Origin of the sequence: Pseudomonas sp. NY15356 (assembly GCF_048068175.1) — a bacterium.
Classification (GTDB): Bacteria; Pseudomonadota; Gammaproteobacteria; order Pseudomonadales; family Pseudomonadaceae; genus Aquipseudomonas; species Aquipseudomonas putida_K.
Map to the genome: position 1 here is coordinate 64,580 of NZ_JBLUPW010000005.1, position 16,129 is coordinate 80,708.

Genomic DNA, 16,129 nt, shown 5'->3' on the forward strand with positions numbered 1-16,129 from the left:
AGGGCATAAAGAGTGCGTAAAGATCAGCTGTTTTCGGTGCCTGAACCGGCCCAATCGCGGGACAAGTAGGAGCGGCCTTGTGCCGCGAAAGGGCCGCAAGGCGGCCCCAGTTGTCGTGGCGTTATCGATGAAATCCTGGGGCCGCTGTGCGGCCCTTTCGCGGCGCGAGGCCGCTCCTACAAGGAAACCGCGTGGGGCTATCGTTATGGCTACGCCTGCGGAGGCTGCGGGGGCTGCTGCCCGGCGTTGCGGCTCCAGTCCAGCAGCAGGCTGTAGCCCACGGCCAGCAAGGTCGGGCCGATGAACAGGCCGATGAAGCCGAAGGCAATCAACCCACCGAACACCCCGAGCAGCACGATCACCAACGGCAGGTTGCCGCCGCGGCTGATCAGATAGGGCTTGAGCACGTTGTCCACGCCACTGATGATGAAGGTGCCCCACAAGCCGAGGAACACCGCCATGCCGTACTCGCCCTTCCACACCAACCAGCCGGTGGCAGGTATCCAGGCCAGCGGCGGCCCCATGGGGATCAGGCTGAGCATAAAGGTGACCAACCCCAGCACGATGGCGCCCGGTACGCCGGCGATCAAGAAACCGATCATGGCCAGCAGGCCCTGGGCGGCGGCGGTGCCGATCACGCCGTTGACCACACGCTGCACGGTCCCGGCCACCAGGTCCAGGTAGTACTCGGCGCGCTCGCCCATCAGCCGCTGCAGCAGACGCAGGACGAAGGCCGCCAGGCGTGGCCCATCGCGGTAGAAGAAGAACACGAACACCAGGCTCAGGGTCAGCTCGAGTACGCCGCTGCCGATCTGCGCGCTGCGTGCCAGCAACCAGTTGCCCACCTGGCCCAGGTGCGGCTTGACCGACGCCAGCAGCGCAGCGCCCTGTTGGTCCAGGGACGCCCACCAAGCCACCAGGCGTTCACCCACGAAGGGCATGTTGCCCAGCCAGGACGGCGCATCGGGCAGGCCATCGACCTGCACGTCGCGCACGAAAGCGGTGGCATCGCGGATGTGGTCGGCCAGGTTGAAGCCCAGCCACACCAGGGGCAAGGCCACCAGCAGAATCCACACGGCGGTGAGCAGGCCCGCAGCGAGGGTTTCCCGCCCACCCAGGGCCCGCGTGAGCAGGCGCATCAACGGCCAGCTGGCAAAGGCCAGGATCGCGCCCCACAGCAACGCCGAGATGAACGGTGCCATGACCCACAGGCCGGCGCCGAGCAAGGCCAGGAGAAGGATCTGGATCAACAGCCGGTCGTTGTTGGCCATCATGGCACTCCGCTCAACGGATCAATTCCAGGTGCAGCCCATCGGTGGTGGCAGTGCCCACTTCCAGGCGCGCGGCGCGCACGCCAGCCTGTACCAGTTGCTCGCGCCAGGCTTCGGCCTGGGCGCCGCTGAGGCTGGCGCGCAAGGTGCTGTCCAGGTTCAGGCTGCGCCCGAGCAAGGCCACCCACGCCGGTTGCGGCGCGGCCAGGTCAGGGTAGTCCAGCTTGCCGGTGTCGCGCAGCTCGCGCAGCACCGTGGCCGGGGTCGGCAGCAGCTCGCCCAGGGGGCTGGCGGAGACGAACTCCTCGACATGCAGATAGGCGCGACGGTTGCCACGGGTGACACTGTAGAGTGAAACCAGGGTGTCGGCCTCGTCGGCAGAACGGCGCAGGAGGATGAACGCCTGCTGCTCGTCGCCACCGTTGAGCCGGGCGTTGGCGAATACCTCGTTGGCCCATAGGCTGGCCTCGCCGCAATCGCGGCCCTGGCACCAGAACAGCGGGTAGCCGCCATCGCGCTGCAGGGCTTCGCGGGCGCTGGTGAAGGCTTCACGGGCTGTGCGCTCCACGGGCAGCTCATAGGTGACGGAGCTCACCTGCCCGCGGCTTTCGACTTTCTCCTCGACCCGCAACCGGCCGCTGATCTTGCGCAGCGGGCCCATGGGGTAGACCCGTTCCTGCTCCACGGCCGGACGCTGGTCGACCACCTTGGCGTCCACCGGCACCGGCAGGCTGCCCGCCCACGACAACGGGCTGGCCAGGCCCAGGCATGCGGCGATAAGAATACGTGCGCTCATCGGCCACCCTTCTCGCCCAGGGCGCCGGTGAAAGTGTCCAGGATGTCTGGCATGTGCATGGTTGTCTCCCTCTTCAACCCGCCAAGCCTCGACACTTGTCCGGTGCAAGTCAAGAAAAGCCGAAGAAGCGATTGAAACAGTCTGCAACAAGGGTTGCACCGTGTTCGTCGTTCAGGTGCAGGTGATGGCCACCGGGCAAGGTGACCTGCTCGAAGGGTAGCTGCTCCAGCAAGGCCGTGTGGCGGGCGAGCATGCCGTCGGCGGCCACCACCAAGCAGGCCGGGCATGCGACTCGCTGGACGAAGGCCATGGCCTGGGCGTCGTTCAAGCGCATCGGCGATGGCAGGGTCAGACGGCTGTCGCTGCGCCAGCTGTAGCCACCCGGTACCGGCATCAGGCCACGCTGGGCGAGCAGCTCGGCGGCTTCGCGGCTGACCGCGACCATGCCCTTCATGCGCGCCTGCACGCCCTCCTCCAGGGTCGCATACACCGACTTGCGCTTGCCGTCCAGGCGCAGCTGCGCCTGCAGGGCCATGCCCAGGCGCTCGGCAGCGTCCTGTTCACGCCCGGTGGGCGGCACCACGCCGTCGATCAGCGCCAGATGGCTGACTCGGTCTGGCAAGGCGCCGGCCAACTGCACCGAAATGATCGCCCCCAAGGAGTGCCCGAGCAGGCCAAAGCGCTGCCAGCCCAACTGCTCGGCCACCCGCAGCACGTCGTGGGCGTAGTCGGTCAAGGCGTAGCCGGCGCCTTGGGGGCGGTGCTCGGAATACCCATGCCCGGCCAGGTCCAGGGCGACGATGCGCAGGCCTTTCAAGCGCGGCGCCAGGCGGATGAAGCTGTTGGCGTTGTCCAGCCAGCCGTGCAGGGCGATCACCGGCAGGCCATCGGCCGGGCCGAACAGGTGCGCGGCCAGCTCGATGTGCCCCAGGGCGAGGCGGACCTCCTCGACCTGCGTGTTCATGGGCGGCTCCAGCGGTCGAACAGGCTCTTGAGCAAGCTGGCGGTATCGCCCGGACGCTCCAGCGGGAACATGTGCCCGCCCGGGATGCTGTGGTATTCACCCTTGGGCAGGGTACGTACGGCCAGGGCATGGTGCCGGCGGATCACCCCGCTGTGATCGCCCCGCACCATGGCCAAGGGCACCTGCAACCGGCGCACGGGCGCTGGGCTCACATGGGGAATGCTGCGGTAGATGCGGATTTCGGTGTCCGGGTCGAAGCAAAGGCGCAACCCCACCTCGGTCGCCTGCAGGCCGTGGTCGAGATACGCCTCCAGGCACTCGGGGTCGAAGTGGCGGAACAGGGTCTTGCTGGCGAAGTAGGCCCGGGCGCTGTCGCGATCGGGAAAGGCCTCGCGTCGCCCCAGGGTGCGCCCAGCCGGCGTGATGCGGTCGATGAAACCAAAGCGCTTGGCCGCACGGATCAGCCACTGGTCGGCACGGGTCAGCACCGGGGAGTCGAGCATCACCACGCCACGGTAGTACTGCGGGCAGCGTAATGCCGCATGCAGGTGCAGCACCCCGCCCAGGGAATGGCCGACACCCCACACCGGCTGCTCTTGCCGGGCAAGGTGGTGCAGCAGTTCATCGACCAGGTTCTGCCAGTTGTCGTCGACCGGGAAGCGCGGGTCATGGGCATGCTGGGCCAGGTGCTTGACCTGGTAGTCCGGCGCCAGGGCGGCGAACAGCTTGCCGTAGGTGGCCGAGGGGAAGCCGTTGGCGTGGGCGAAGAAGATCTGCTGCGACATGACGGCCGGGTCTGCGTGGAAAACGAGCGTTCATTTTCGGCAAGGGGCGCAAGGGCGGCAACGTTCGGAAAAGTCATCCGAGACGGCGATCAGGCCATTCGCGGACCTTTATGGCACTTGAGGCCCTTTGTGTGCTGCTTCGTCCGTTATTTAACGTGGTCAGGGTAGGCCTTGAGACGGGTGCTGCCCGTCAGATCGAGCGCCGCCCGCGCGGCGCATCGCGAGCTGCGCTCGCTCCTACGTTTATTTCGGGCCAGTTCATCCTGTGGGATTTTCGCGCGGGCGTTTTGGTGCCTGACGCGAGGTCGTGTCGTACCAACCAGGCGGTCGCGCGCGCCTGTCACAGGCGTTACTGGCCGTAAACAAACGTAGGAGCGAGCGCAGCTCGCGATGCGCCGCGCGGGCGGCGCTCGATCTGACAAGCACCGAGGCGCTTTAGATGAACAGCATGACCACTCACCCCGCGTGATGCAGCCCCCGCAAGGTCATCAACCCCGCCAGCGGCCAATCCCCTTCGAGCTCCGCCAGGCTGGCGGTGCTCATGGGCGCCGGTTGCTGGCCATGGCCATGCTCCAGCATGCCCACCAGGTTGCCCACCAACGGTTGGTGGCTCACCAGCAGCACATGCTCCAGGCCCAGCTTGTCCAGCTCGCTGATCACCTCGCCGGCAGCGCTGTCAGGGGTCAGCCAGGAAACCGTGCGCACCGGTTCGGCGAACCCGAGCGCATCGCGTACCAGCGCCGCCGTCTGCTGGGCCCGCACGTAGGGGCTGGCGATGATCGCATCCAATGGCTGCCCCAACAGGCGCGCAGCGCTGCGCACGACCTGCTCGCGTCCGTGGGCGGTCAGGCGCCGCTCGGCATCGGTGTTGGCCCGCGGCTCGGCCTCGCCATGGCGCAGCACCCAGAGCTTCACAGCTTTGGCTCCTCGTCACGCACCGGGTGGGCGGCCGCGGCCACTTCATGGGGTGGCTCGCCCTCCGGGGCGCGAGGCGCTGGCCAGTCGGCGAACGGCCAGGGCTTCTGGTCGCTGTGGAAGGTGCCGAAGCGACCGATCTGTGCCAGGTACTGGCTGAGGCTGTCGCCGAAGTTCATCAGGCTGCCGTTGGGCGCGCCATAGACCAGGCGGTAGATCAGTTGCACCAGCACCAGGCCGCCCAGCAGCAGCTGGGCCACGTGCCAAACCAACAGGAATACCAGCATCCACAGTACCCGCAGGATGATCGATTCGCGCTCGGCGCGGTTTACAGGGTCATTCATGGATTGGCTCCGGGGTCAGTTGAAACCGCTGATGGAAATGAAATCGACGTCGGTCTTGGGTTCGGCACGCATCAGGTGCTCGATCACCTGGTTCAGGGTACGCCCTTCGAACAGGATCGCATGCAGCCCGGCCACCAGCGGCATGTACACCTGAACCTCCTGGGCCTTGGCCTTGAGCACTTTGAGCGTGTTGACGCCCTCGGCCACCTCGCCCAGGCGGCTGACCGCCTGCTCCAGGCTCAGGCCCTGGCCAAGGGCGTGGCCAACCTGGTAGTTGCGGCTTTTGGGCGAGGAGCAGGTGACGATCAGGTCGCCTACGCCGGCAAGGCCCAGGAAGGTCATGGGGTTGGCGCCCTGGCTCACCGCGAAGCGGGTCATCTCGGCCAGGGCACGGGTGATCAGCATGCTCTTGGTGTTCTCACCCATGCCCAGGGCCACGGCCATGCCAGCGATGATCGCGTAGACGTTCTTCAGCGCCCCACCCAGCTCGACACCGAAGCGGTCGGCGCTGGCGTACACGCGGAAGGTGCGCCCGTGCAACACGGCCTGGACCCGCTGGCAGAGGTCTTCATCCTCGCTCGCCACGACAGTGGCGGTCAGGGCGTGCTCGGCGATCTCGCGTGCCAGGTTCGGCCCCGAGAGCACGCCGATGCGGGCCTGGGGAGCGATCTCTTCGAGGATCTGGCTCATCAGCTTGAAGCTTTGCGCCTCGATGCCCTTGGTCAGGCTCACCAGGCCCTTGCCACGCAGCAACTGGGCATGGGGCGCCAACACGCTGCGCAGAGCGCTGGACGGCAGCGCGACGAAGATCAGGTCGCAAGCCTGCAGGGTGGCCAGCAGGTCATTGACCGGCTCGACCCCGTCGTGCAGGCGGATGCCCTTGAGGTAGCGCGGATTCTCGCGATTGACGCGCATGGCCTCGGCCTGCTCCGGGTCACGCATCCATTGGCGCACCGGCACGCCGTTCTCCGCCAGCAGGTTCGCCACGGCGGTGCCGAAGCTGCCGCCTCCCAGAACTGCAACAGGTTGCTGTTCAGTCATATCCAATCCGTTAAAGCCAATAAGTTAAGTGGCGACCGGGGCATTATACGGTGCGTATGCGACAGGGCCAGTGTCAGAGCTGTCGCAAACAGGGCATGGGCAGCACAGAGCACTGGCAAAACCCAAACGGTCGGTTAACATGCCTGTTTCATCCCCGAAACAAGGCCGTACCGTGTTCCCTGGCACGCCACCCTTCCCGCGCCTGTTGTTGCTGACTGCCCTCGTGGGCGGCCCGGCCGTGGCCGACGACATGTTCCTCGACAACCAGGACCTGCCCCAGGTTCTGACCGCAACCCGCCTCAAACAATCCCCGGCGGCCGTACCCGGCAGCATGACCGTGCTCGACGCCGAGCTGATCCGCGCCAGCGGCGCGCGCGATATCCCCGAACTGATGCGCCTGGTGCCCGGCATGATGGTCGGCTACGGTGCCGGCAACCAGCCGACGGTCAACTACCACGGCAGCAACGTCAGCGATGCCCGGCGCATGCAGGTGCTGATCGATGGCCGCTCGGTGTACCGCGCGGGCCTGGCCACGGTGGACTGGAGCGACATCCCGCTGGCGATCGAGGACATCGACCGCATCGAGGTGTTCCGCGGCCCCAATACCGTCAGCTATGGCGCCAACGCGCTGATGGCGGTGGTGAACATCCTCACCCGCAATCCGGCCGACAGCCACGGCACCCGGCTTAAGGTGACCCGTGGCCAGGATGGCATCAATGACTATTACGCCAGCCAGGGCTTTGGCTGGGAAGGCGGTGACATGCGCCTGTCGCTGTCGGGCATGCAGGATGATGGCTTCGATTCGGACCAGTTCGGCAACGACTACCGTGACAGCCGTCGCCTGAACCGCTTCAACCTCAGTGCCAGCCACAACCTGGCCATGAACCAGACCCTGGAGTGGCAACTGGCGGCCAAGGAAGGCAGCAACCAGCGCCCGTATACCTACCAGCCGGTGTTTCGCAACACCCTCACCGGTGACAATGCCGACGTCAACGCCAAGGACTACGCAGGCTCGATACGCTGGAACATCGACTTCAACCCCGAGCACAGCTTCTATATCCAGAGCTCGGCCCAGCATTTCGAGCGCGAGCAGGTCTGGCGCGCCTGTGATGCCGCGCTGGCGTTCAGCCCGCAGATGACGCGGATGTGGCAACTGGACCCGAATTTCGCTGAACGCGTGGCGCGCAACATCAACAAGGGCAAGGACAGCCTGCCCACCACGAGCGACCCGGTGCTCAACGACCTGCTCGACCAGGTCCAGAGTGAATGGAGCAACGGTGCCAGCGACACCGTCTGCGGCGATGTCGACCAAAGTACCCGCGAAAGCCGCTTCGACCTGGAGATCCAGGACACCCTGAGCCTGACCGAAAACCTGCGTCTGCTCAGCGGCATGAACTACCGTTACGACCGTGCCGATTCGCAGACCTACTTCAACGGCAGCCTGGACGACCAGACCTGGCGCCTGTTCGGCCAACTGGAATGGCGCGCGAACGAACACTGGATCGTCCAGGGCGGTGCGATGTTCGAAGACTCGCGGCTTTCCGGCAGTTCACTGACGCCACGCATGGCCGTCAACTACCTGATCACCCCACGCCATGGGTTGCGTGCGGTGTACTCCGAGGCCGTGCGTTCGCCGGACATGTTCGAGAACAATGTCAACTGGAGCTACACCGTCGACAACCTCAGCAACAACATCTACGGGTTCAACAGCGGCGAATACTTCGTCAAGACCCGCGGCCCGGGCAACCTCGACCAGGAGCGCATGCGCTCGCGCGAGCTGGGCTACAACGGCAACTTCAGCGACATCGACCTGAGCATGGATGTGAAGCTGTTCTACGACGAGATCACCGGAATGATCAGCGAGCCGTTGCGCAACAACCAGTACATCGCCAGCAATGCCAACAAGGCCCGTTTCAGTGGCAGCGAGGCGCAACTGGACTGGCGCCCGACCCTGCACGACCGCCTGCGCCTGACCTACGCCTACGTCGACGCCTGGGCCAGCAACCCCAACGACCGCCGCCTCAGCGCGCGCAACAGCGGTTCGGCCGGCTGGATGCGCGATTGGGGCGAGGGCTGGTCGAGCGCCCTCTTCTACTACGGCGACGACGCCCTCAACGGCTACCGCTACGAGCGCATGGACCTGCGCCTGGCCAAGCGCTTTCGCTTCCAGGGCACCAGCCTTGAGCTGGCTGCACTGTGGCAGCAACGCCTGGACGACGAGCCGGTCACCATCGAACAGAACCGCTACGACAGCCGCCATCGCCTGAGTGTCAGCGCGGAGCTCGAGTTCTGATGCGCCTGTTGCTGCGCCTGTTGCTGTTCTGCCTCTGGCCGCTGGGTACGGTATCGGCCAGTGAGGTGCTGCTGGTCGGGGCCAGCGACCAACCGGGCATCCGCAGCTTCGTCAGCGCCCTGCAAGCGCACCGCCCTCAGGATCAGGTGCACTTCAAGGCCGTGGCGGATCTGCCGCGGCCCGGCCAGTTGAAGGCCGACGTGCGCCTGGTGTTGCTCGATGTCGCGGCCCTGGAGTGGCGCCTGGGCGAGGCTGTGGGGCCGCCTGCCCTGGCCCTGAGGGTCAGCCGTGTACAGGCCGAACAACGCCTGGGAAAGTCGCGGCCGGCGTACCTCTGCCTGTTGTGGAGCGACCCACCGCCCGCTCGGCAGTTGCGCCTGGTTCGTTACCTGCTGCCCCAGGCACGCCGGGTCGGTGTGCTGTATGGCGAGCACAGCCGCTTCCTGCTTGACGAGCTGCGCCTGGCAGCCCGTCCGCTGGGCCTGGAGATCGTCGCCCAGGACTGGCCGGACCCACGTGACAGCCGGCCCCTGCAACGCCTGCTGGGTAACAGCGACGTTCTGCTGGGGATCGACGACCCGGACCTGTACAACTCCAAGACCGCCAAGAACGTCCTGCTCAGCACCTATGGCCGGCAGATGGCGCTGGTAGGCCCGAATGCCGGCTTCGTCCGCGCCGGGGCCCTGGCCAGTACCTTCAGCGACCAGGACGACTGGCTGGCCGTACTCGATCAGTTGCTCGACCGCCCTCCAGCCAGTTGGCCACGCAGCCACTACCCCGCGCACTATGGGGTGACCGGCAACCAGCAGGTGGCGCGTGCCCTGGGCCTTGAGCCGATCGACGCCGAGGCCGCGGCCGTGGTGCTGGCCGAAGGAGAACCCCTGCCATGAGCAACCGCCTGAGCTGGGACATCCATACCCGCACCCAGATGATCAGCCTGGGCCCTGCCCTGCTGCTCACCTTGCTGCTGATCAGCTTCTTCACCTTCGTGCGTATCCAGGACTTGCGCCAGGAGCTCAACCATACCGGCCAGCTGATCGCCAACCAGCTGGCGCCTGCCTCGGAGTACGGCGTGATCTCCGGTAACAACGAGGTGCTGGAGAGCCTGATGCGGGCCACGTTGAGCATTCCCCACGTGCGCTTTCTGGAAGTCCAGGACAGCCGCAACCATATCCTGGTGTACGTCGAGCAGAACGGCGAGAACATCAACCGAGCCCAGCGTGTGGAAGTGTTCCAGGCGCCGATACGCCTGCAGCAGATCCGCCTGGACAACGACTTCCTGCAAGAAGGCAACACGCCCGTCCCAAGCGTCGGCGACGACTACCTGGGCCGCGTCATCGTCGGCATGTCAGACGACGCATTCAGCCAGCGCCAGCAGGAAATCGTCACCAAGGCGGGCATCCTGGCCTTGTTCGCCCTGCTGTTCACCTTCCTCCTCGCGCGGCGCCTGGCCATGAGCCTGGCCAAGCCGATCAGCGACATGGGGCATGCGGTCAAGGCCATCCAGAAGGGTGAATTCAACGTGCCGTTGCCGGTGGTCGACGACAGTGAACTGGGTCACCTGGCCCGCCACATCAACAACCTGGCCAGCGCCCTGGACCAGGCCAGCGCCGAACAGAAGCAGGCCATCGCCCAGCTGACCCAGGCCCGCGAAGAGGCCGAGCAGGCCAACCGGGCCAAGTCGGACTTCCTGGCGATGATGAGCCACGAACTGCGTACCCCCATGAACGGCGTGCTGGGCATGCTGCAGCTGCTCGAGACCACCCAGCTGACCAGCGAGCAGGCCGACTACACCGCAGTGGCCAGCGAATCGACCGGCCACCTGCTCAAGGTGATCAACGACATCCTCGACTTCTCGCGCATCGAGCGCACCGCCGTGGAGCTGGAGCAGATCGGCTTCAACCTCGGCGAGCTGGTCGCCAATTGCGTGCAGTCGTTCCAGCACAGTGCCCAGCAGCGCGGGCTGGACCTGCGCCTGCAACTGCTGCCAGGGATCGACCGGTTGCAGGTCACCGGCGACCCGACCCGGATCCGCCAGATCCTGCTGAACCTGATCGGCAACGCCTTGAAGTTCACCGAACAAGGCCAGGTGGAGGTGGACGCCCGCTGGCACATGCTCGACCCGCAGCTGGCGTGGTTCACCTGTGCAGTACGCGACACCGGCATCGGCATCGACAGCGACCGGCTGGAAATGATGTTCGTGGCGTTCCAGCAAGCCGACAGTTCGATTTCCCGGCGCTATGGCGGTACCGGCCTGGGCCTGGCGATCGCGCGCACCCTGGCCGAACGCATGGGTGGGCAACTGCGTGGCGAAAGCCGCGAGGGCCTGGGTTCGACCTTCACCCTGGAAATCCCCCTGCCCCTGGCCTCGCCCTCGGCAGCCCTGCCCAGCACCAACACGGAGCGCCACACGCCGCTGCAAGGCGGACGCATCTTGCTGGTGGAGGACAACCCAGTCAACCAGAGCGTCATCGATGCCATGCTGCGCAGCCTGGGCTTCGATGTCAGCATCGCCAGCGATGGTGCCCAGGCGGTGGACCAGGTCGCCCAGCAGTCGTTCGCCGCCGTCCTGATGGACTGCCGCCTGCCTGTGGTGGACGGCTATGAGGCCACCCGGCGCATTCGGCTGCTGCCGGATACCGCACAGCTGCCGATCATCGCCCTGACCGCCAACGCGTTGCAGGGCGACCGCGAGCGGTGCCTGGCCGCGGGCATGAACGACTACCTGAGCAAGCCGTTCAAACGCACGGAGTTGCAGCAGGTGCTGCAACACTGGTTGTCCGGCCGGACAGCCGCCACTGGCGATTAGCGCGCAAATGCGTCAGTCTAGGGGAAATATGGGCCGGGCGAGGCTCGTTCGATGTCATGGAGGGGGTCGCCTGGCGACGCAAGCATCGGAATTCGCGCCCTGGCCACTAGACAGGACCCGCCCAGGCCCTGAAAATAAGCGTTTCAGTGCACACCTGTACTTCTTTGCCAGGTGCGCTGTGACTTTCACCACAACGCAATAGTCTACTTGTAGGCTGCCGCCCCGGACTCAACGTACGTCGGGCCGGCCGGGAAGATTCAGCCCCAGCCGCACGGGGATTATTGAGGAGCTCGCATGACCAAACAAAACGCCTTTACTCGGGAAGATTTGCTGCGCTGCAGTCGCGGTGAGCTGTTCGGCCCAGGTAATGCGCAACTGCCCGCCCCGAACATGCTGATGGTCGATCGCATCACCCATATCAGCGCCGAAGGCGGCAAGTACGGCAAAGGTGAATTGGTCGCCGAGCTGGATATCAATCCGGACCTGTGGTTCTTCGCCTGCCACTTCGAAGGCGATCCGGTCATGCCGGGCTGCCTGGGCCTGGACGCCATGTGGCAGCTGGTCGGCTTCTTCCTCGGCTGGCAGGGCCTGCCGGGCCGTGGCCGCGCCCTGGGCTCGGGCGAAGTGAAATTCTTCGGCCAGGTACTGCCGTCGGCTCAGAAGGTCACCTACAACATTCACATCAAGCGCGTCCTGAAGGGCAAGCTGAACATGGCCATCGCCGATGGCTCGGTCAGCGTCGACGGTCGCGAGATCTACACCGCCGAAGGCCTGCGGGTCGGCGTGTTCACCTCCACTGACAATTTCTAAGGGTTATTCGCATGCGCCGCGTCGTTATCACTGGTCTGGGCATCGTATCGTGCCTGGGCAATGACAAAGCTACCGTCACCGAAAACCTGCGCAACAGCCGTCCGGGTATCCGTTACAACCCGGAATACAAGGAAATGGGGCTGCGTAGCCAGGTTTCCGGCTCCATCGACCTCAACCTCGAAGAGCTGATCGACCGCAAGGTCTATCGCTTCGTCGGCCACGCCGCTGCCTATGCCTACCTGGCGATGCAGGACGCGATCAAGGACGCCGGCCTGACCGAGGAGCAAGTCTCCAACCCGCGTACCGGCCTGGTGGCAGGTTCCGGCGGTGCCTCCACCCTGAACCAGATGGAAGCCCTGGACACCCTGCGCGAGAAAGGCGTCAAGCGCGTCGGCCCGTACCGCGTCACCCGCACCATGGGCAGCACCGTGTCGGCGTGCCTGGCCACCCCGTTCAAGATCAAGGGCATCAACTACTCGATCTCGTCGGCCTGCGCCACTTCGGCACACTGCATCGGCACCGCCCTGGAGCAGATCCAGTGGGGCAAACAGGACATCGTCTTCGCCGGCGGCGGTGAAGAAGAGCACTGGAGCCAGTCGTTCCTGTTCGATGCCATGGGCGCCCTGTCGACCAAGCGCAACGAAACCCCTGAACTGGCTTCGCGCGCCTACGACGCCGACCGTGATGGCTTCGTCATCGCAGGCGGCGGCGGCATGGTGGTGGTCGAGGAGCTGGAACACGCCTTGGCCCGTGGCGCCAAGATCTACGCCGAAATCGTTGGCTACGGCGCGACGTCCGACGGCTACGACATGGTCGCTCCGAGCGGCGAAGGCGCGATCCGCTGCATGCAGCAGGCGCTGTCCACCGTCGACACCCCGATCGACTACCTGAACACCCACGGTACCTCCACCCCGGTCGGCGACGTCGCCGAGATCAAGGGCGTGCGTGAAGTGTTCGGCGACAAGGCACCGAAGATCAGCTCGACCAAGAGCCTGTCGGGCCACTCGCTGGGCGCCGCAGGCGTGCACGAGGCGATCTACTGCCTGCTGATGATGGAAAACAACTTCATCGCCGGCTCCGCCAACATCGACGAGCTGGACCCGGAGGTCGCCGACCTGCCGATCCTGCGCAAGACCGAAGAAAACGCCAAGATCGATACGGTCATGAGCAACAGCTTCGGCTTCGGTGGCACCAACGCCACCCTGGTGCTCAAGCGCTGGACAGGCAAGTAACAGCCGACGCCGCCGTAACGAAAACGCCCCGACTGGTTCGGGGCGTTTTCATTTGTGCACCCCAGGCAATACGCTGAGGAAATTCTCCCGCGCCACCTTGTGGGCCACCTCGTCAGGCAGCGCATCCAGGAACGGGTCGAAGCCCTTCATCTGCTCGCCGAGGCTGGAGAAGCGCCCCACCACATCGGAGCCGAGCATGAAGCGCTCGGGGAAGCGCTCGACCAGCGCCAGCCACACCTTGCGCGGCTTGCCATGCTCATCGAGCAGGTAAGGCTCGCGCATGCTCCAGGACAGGTCGATATAGAGGTTCGGGTAGGTCTCCAGCAGCCGGGTGACCACAGGCAGAAGGAATTTCATCTGCGTCTGGTGCCGGTGGATCTCCATGCTGGTACCGGCATGGGCCCAGATGAAGCGGGTATGCGGATGGTCGCGCAGCGGCTGCTCGATCTCAGCCAAGTAGAGCGGGTTGCGTTCGCGCTTGGAGGTGATGTTGGAATGGATCAGCACCGGCAGGTCGTGCTCGGCGGCCAGATGATAGATGCGGGTCATGGCCTCGTTATTGGCCCGTGGGGTATCGCCGCTGGTCAAGGCGGTCAGGTCGTCGTGGCGGGTGAACACCTCGCCGATGCCCTGCCACAGGCCGGGATAGAGTTCGAGCATTCGCTCGACATGATGCACGGCATTCTTGTCCACCGGGTTGAAGCCACTGATGAACGGGTGAAAGCGCCGCCGCTGCTCGGCCGGCAGTTTCTCCAGCGCCGCGGCCACATAGAGATCAGTGGCGCTGTACCAGTAGGCTTCGGCGTCGTCGCCTGCGTAGTAGCGGGGGCGCTTGGGCTCGTCCTCGTGCCATTTCTTGGCCACCGGAATGCCGGAAATCATCGACTGGTCGATGCCCGCCGCATCCATTGCCTGGAGCAATGCCGGCATGCCTTCGCTTTCCTGGAAGAAATCGACGTAGTGCAGGTGAGCGTCGCTGTAGCGGTAATCGCGAGCCTGCACCGCCAGGCACAACCCTCCCGACAACAGCAAGCAAGTCAGCGCTCTGACAATCATGGGCAATGTCCTTTTCGGGCGTACGAAAACAGTAGACCGACAGGTAAGCCAGGCGGTTCAGCGCTGCGCCCCAACCCGCTATGCTAGGGACATCCGTTGCCTGCCTGGAGCCCTGCCATGAGCCGCCCCCTGGTCATCCACCCACGCGCCGAATCGGTCGAGGGCCAGCCCATCCTGCGCCCGCTGCCGTCGGCCCAGTGCCGTAGCGTCGGCCCCTTCGTGTTCTTCGATCACATGCTGGAAACCGACTACGCCCCCGGCAACGGCATGGACATCCGTCAGCACCCGCATATCGGCCTGTCGACCCTGACCTACCTGTTCGAAGGCCAGATCCTGCACAAGGACAGCCTGGGCTCCGAGCAGCGCGTACTGCCCGGCGACGTGAGCTGGATGACCGCAGGCAGCGGCGTGGCCCATGTCGAACGTACGCCGGCCGATGCCTTCGCCGCCGGCTCGCGCCTGCACGGTCTGCAGGTCTGGTTGGCTTCACCCAGGGCGTTCGAGCAAGGGCCTGCGAGCTACAGCCATCACCCGGCGGCCAGCCTGCCGGTCAGCGACAACCTGGGCGTGCGCATCTGCATGATTGCCGGCCAAGGCTTTTGCCTGCAATCTCCGGTACCGGTGCTCTCCCCTACCCTGTATGCCCTGGTGCAGATGCAGGCGGCGACCACGCTGACGGTGCCCACCGAACATGCCCAGCGTGCCTTGTACCTGCTCGATGGCGAACTGCTGGTGGGAGAAGACGAAGTCGAGCCCTGCAATCTGCTGGTGCTGCCGGAAGGCGAGGAAGTGACACTGTACGCGCAAGGCGAATGCCAGCTGGTGTTGATCGGTGGTGCGCCGCTGGACGGGCCGCGGCGGATGAACTGGAACTTCGTGGCCAGTGACCCGGAGTTGATCGAGCAGGCCCGAGCCAGATGGGCTGCGGGAGATTGGCCCAAGGTACCGGGGGAGACCTCGCGGATCGAACTGCCGCGCTAGGCGCGACAACAAGCCGCCTTCATCGCGGTCCGACTTGCCCCGCGATGAAGGTAACGCACTACTTCTGGAACACTTCATCCAGCAGGTTGAACATCGCTCGGAAGGCGCGCTCGGACGTGCGCCGGTCGTACTGCATCTTGCCTGGCACATTGGCCGCAGGGTCGGTGAACGAATGCACCGCGCCGCCGTAGCTCAGCAGCTGCCAGTCCACCTTGGCAGCATTCATCTCGTCCTCGAACGCCGGCAACTGCTCCTTGGGCACCAGCGGGTCGGACGCACCATGCAGCACCAGCACCGAGCCCTTGATGCGCTTGGCATCGGCCGGGTTCGGCGTATCCAGGGTGCCGTGGAACGACACCGCAGCCTGCAGGTCGGCACCGGTACGGGCCAGCTCCAGGGCACAACAACCGCCGAAGCAGAAGCCGAAGGTCGCGACCTTGCCCGGAGCCAGCAATGCCTTGGACTGCCCCAACAGCTGCGCCAGAGCCTCTTCCATGCGCTTGCGCAGCTCGGCGCGGTCGTTCTTGAGCGGCATCATCGCCGCCCCAGCCTCGTCCGCATTCGAAGGCCGCAGCGACTGCCCGTACAGGTCGGCGATCAACACCACGTAGCCCTGGCTGGCGACTTCCTTGGCGATCCGCTCGGCGCCCTCACCGATGCCCATCCAGTTCGGCGCCATCACCAGGCCCGGCTGCGGCAGTGCACCTGGCGCGTAGACCAGGCGGCTCTCGTAGGCCTTGCCGGCCAGGTGATAGACCAGCGACTCGACGATTACCTTGCTCATCAAACTCCTCCTTGCACCATGAAAAAAGCCCGCCGAAGCGGGCTTTCC

General features: G+C 65.4%; 15 protein-coding genes. 6 read left to right on the top strand and 9 right to left on the bottom strand.

Annotated features, from left to right (window positions below):
- Window positions 1–209: 209 nt before the first annotated feature.
- From ACNFCI_RS06310 to ACNFCI_RS06340, 7 genes are all read right to left on the bottom strand, one after another.
- Window positions 210–1,271: an AI-2E family transporter gene (locus ACNFCI_RS06310; RefSeq protein WP_324812273.1), complete on the bottom strand. Its 1,062-nt coding sequence runs from the start codon at window positions 1,269–1,271 to the stop codon at window positions 210–212.
- A 13-nt stretch (window positions 1,272–1,284) separates the two neighbouring features.
- The gene (locus ACNFCI_RS06315) at window positions 1,285–2,067 is read right to left on the bottom strand and encodes a DUF4892 domain-containing protein (RefSeq protein WP_084854685.1); all 783 of its coding nucleotides are present in this window, start codon (window positions 2,065–2,067) and stop codon (window positions 1,285–1,287) included.
- A gap of 109 nt (window positions 2,068–2,176) precedes the next feature.
- Complete coding sequence (locus ACNFCI_RS06320; protein WP_084854684.1) at window positions 2,177–3,031, bottom strand: alpha/beta hydrolase; 855 nt, start codon at window positions 3,029–3,031, stop codon at window positions 2,177–2,179.
- The gene (locus ACNFCI_RS06325; protein ID WP_368829634.1) at window positions 3,028–3,816 is read right to left on the bottom strand and encodes an alpha/beta fold hydrolase; all 789 of its coding nucleotides are present in this window, start codon (window positions 3,814–3,816) and stop codon (window positions 3,028–3,030) included. Before ACNFCI_RS06325 ends, ACNFCI_RS06320 begins: the two co-directional genes overlap by 4 nt.
- Before the next feature lie 456 nt (window positions 3,817–4,272).
- Window positions 4,273–4,731, bottom strand: coding sequence for a phosphohistidine phosphatase SixA (gene sixA, locus ACNFCI_RS06330; protein ID WP_084854682.1), 459 nt, complete (start codon window positions 4,729–4,731; stop codon window positions 4,273–4,275).
- Window positions 4,728–5,075: a DUF4389 domain-containing protein gene (locus tag ACNFCI_RS06335; protein ID WP_084854681.1), complete on the bottom strand. Its 348-nt coding sequence runs from the start codon at window positions 5,073–5,075 to the stop codon at window positions 4,728–4,730. Before ACNFCI_RS06335 ends, sixA begins: the two co-directional genes overlap by 4 nt.
- 15 nt (window positions 5,076–5,090) lie before the next feature.
- Complete coding sequence (locus ACNFCI_RS06340) at window positions 5,091–6,116, bottom strand: NAD(P)H-dependent glycerol-3-phosphate dehydrogenase (protein WP_324812250.1); 1,026 nt, start codon at window positions 6,114–6,116, stop codon at window positions 5,091–5,093.
- A gap of 139 nt (window positions 6,117–6,255) precedes the next feature.
- On the opposite strand from ACNFCI_RS06340, the gene ACNFCI_RS06345 reads away from it, so the two are divergent.
- The 5 genes from ACNFCI_RS06345 (at window position 6,256) to fabB (ending at window position 13,260) form a co-directional block, all read left to right on the top strand.
- The gene (locus ACNFCI_RS06345; protein WP_368829635.1) at window positions 6,256–8,409 is read left to right on the top strand and encodes a TonB-dependent receptor plug domain-containing protein; all 2,154 of its coding nucleotides are present in this window, start codon (window positions 6,256–6,258) and stop codon (window positions 8,407–8,409) included.
- A complete protein-coding gene (locus ACNFCI_RS06350) occupies window positions 8,409–9,299 on the top strand; it encodes an ABC transporter substrate-binding protein (protein ID WP_084854678.1) in 891 nt (296 codons plus the stop codon). The genes ACNFCI_RS06345 and ACNFCI_RS06350 overlap by 1 nt, the downstream gene beginning before the upstream one ends.
- Complete coding sequence (locus ACNFCI_RS06355; protein WP_324812244.1) at window positions 9,296–11,218, top strand: ATP-binding protein; 1,923 nt, start codon at window positions 9,296–9,298, stop codon at window positions 11,216–11,218. Before ACNFCI_RS06350 ends, ACNFCI_RS06355 begins: the two co-directional genes overlap by 4 nt.
- Window positions 11,219–11,512: 294 nt before the next feature.
- Window positions 11,513–12,028, top strand: coding sequence for a 3-hydroxyacyl-[acyl-carrier-protein] dehydratase FabA (gene fabA / locus ACNFCI_RS06360; protein WP_043211383.1), 516 nt, complete (start codon window positions 11,513–11,515; stop codon window positions 12,026–12,028).
- Between the two features lie 11 nt (window positions 12,029–12,039).
- Window positions 12,040–13,260 carry a beta-ketoacyl-ACP synthase I gene (gene fabB / locus ACNFCI_RS06365; protein ID WP_084854676.1) on the top strand — a complete coding sequence of 407 codons (1,221 nt, stop codon included), beginning with the start codon at window positions 12,040–12,042 and terminating at the stop codon, window positions 13,258–13,260.
- Between the two features lie 48 nt (window positions 13,261–13,308).
- On the opposite strand, the gene ACNFCI_RS06370 is transcribed toward fabB, so the two are convergent.
- Window positions 13,309–14,316 (bottom strand): amidohydrolase family protein, encoded by a 1,008-nt coding sequence (locus tag ACNFCI_RS06370; RefSeq protein WP_368829636.1) that lies wholly within the window; start codon window positions 14,314–14,316, stop codon window positions 13,309–13,311.
- 117 nt (window positions 14,317–14,433) lie between these two features.
- Between ACNFCI_RS06370 and ACNFCI_RS06375 the strand changes: the two genes are divergently transcribed.
- Window positions 14,434–15,297, top strand: a complete 864-nt coding sequence (locus ACNFCI_RS06375) for a pirin family protein (RefSeq protein ID WP_324812237.1) — start codon at window positions 14,434–14,436, stop codon at window positions 15,295–15,297.
- 58 nt (window positions 15,298–15,355) lie between these two features.
- Here ACNFCI_RS06375 and ACNFCI_RS06380 read toward each other — a convergent pair whose 3' ends face one another.
- Complete coding sequence (locus tag ACNFCI_RS06380) at window positions 15,356–16,081, bottom strand: dienelactone hydrolase family protein (protein ID WP_084854673.1); 726 nt, start codon at window positions 16,079–16,081, stop codon at window positions 15,356–15,358.
- Window positions 16,082–16,129: the final 48 nt, after the last annotated feature.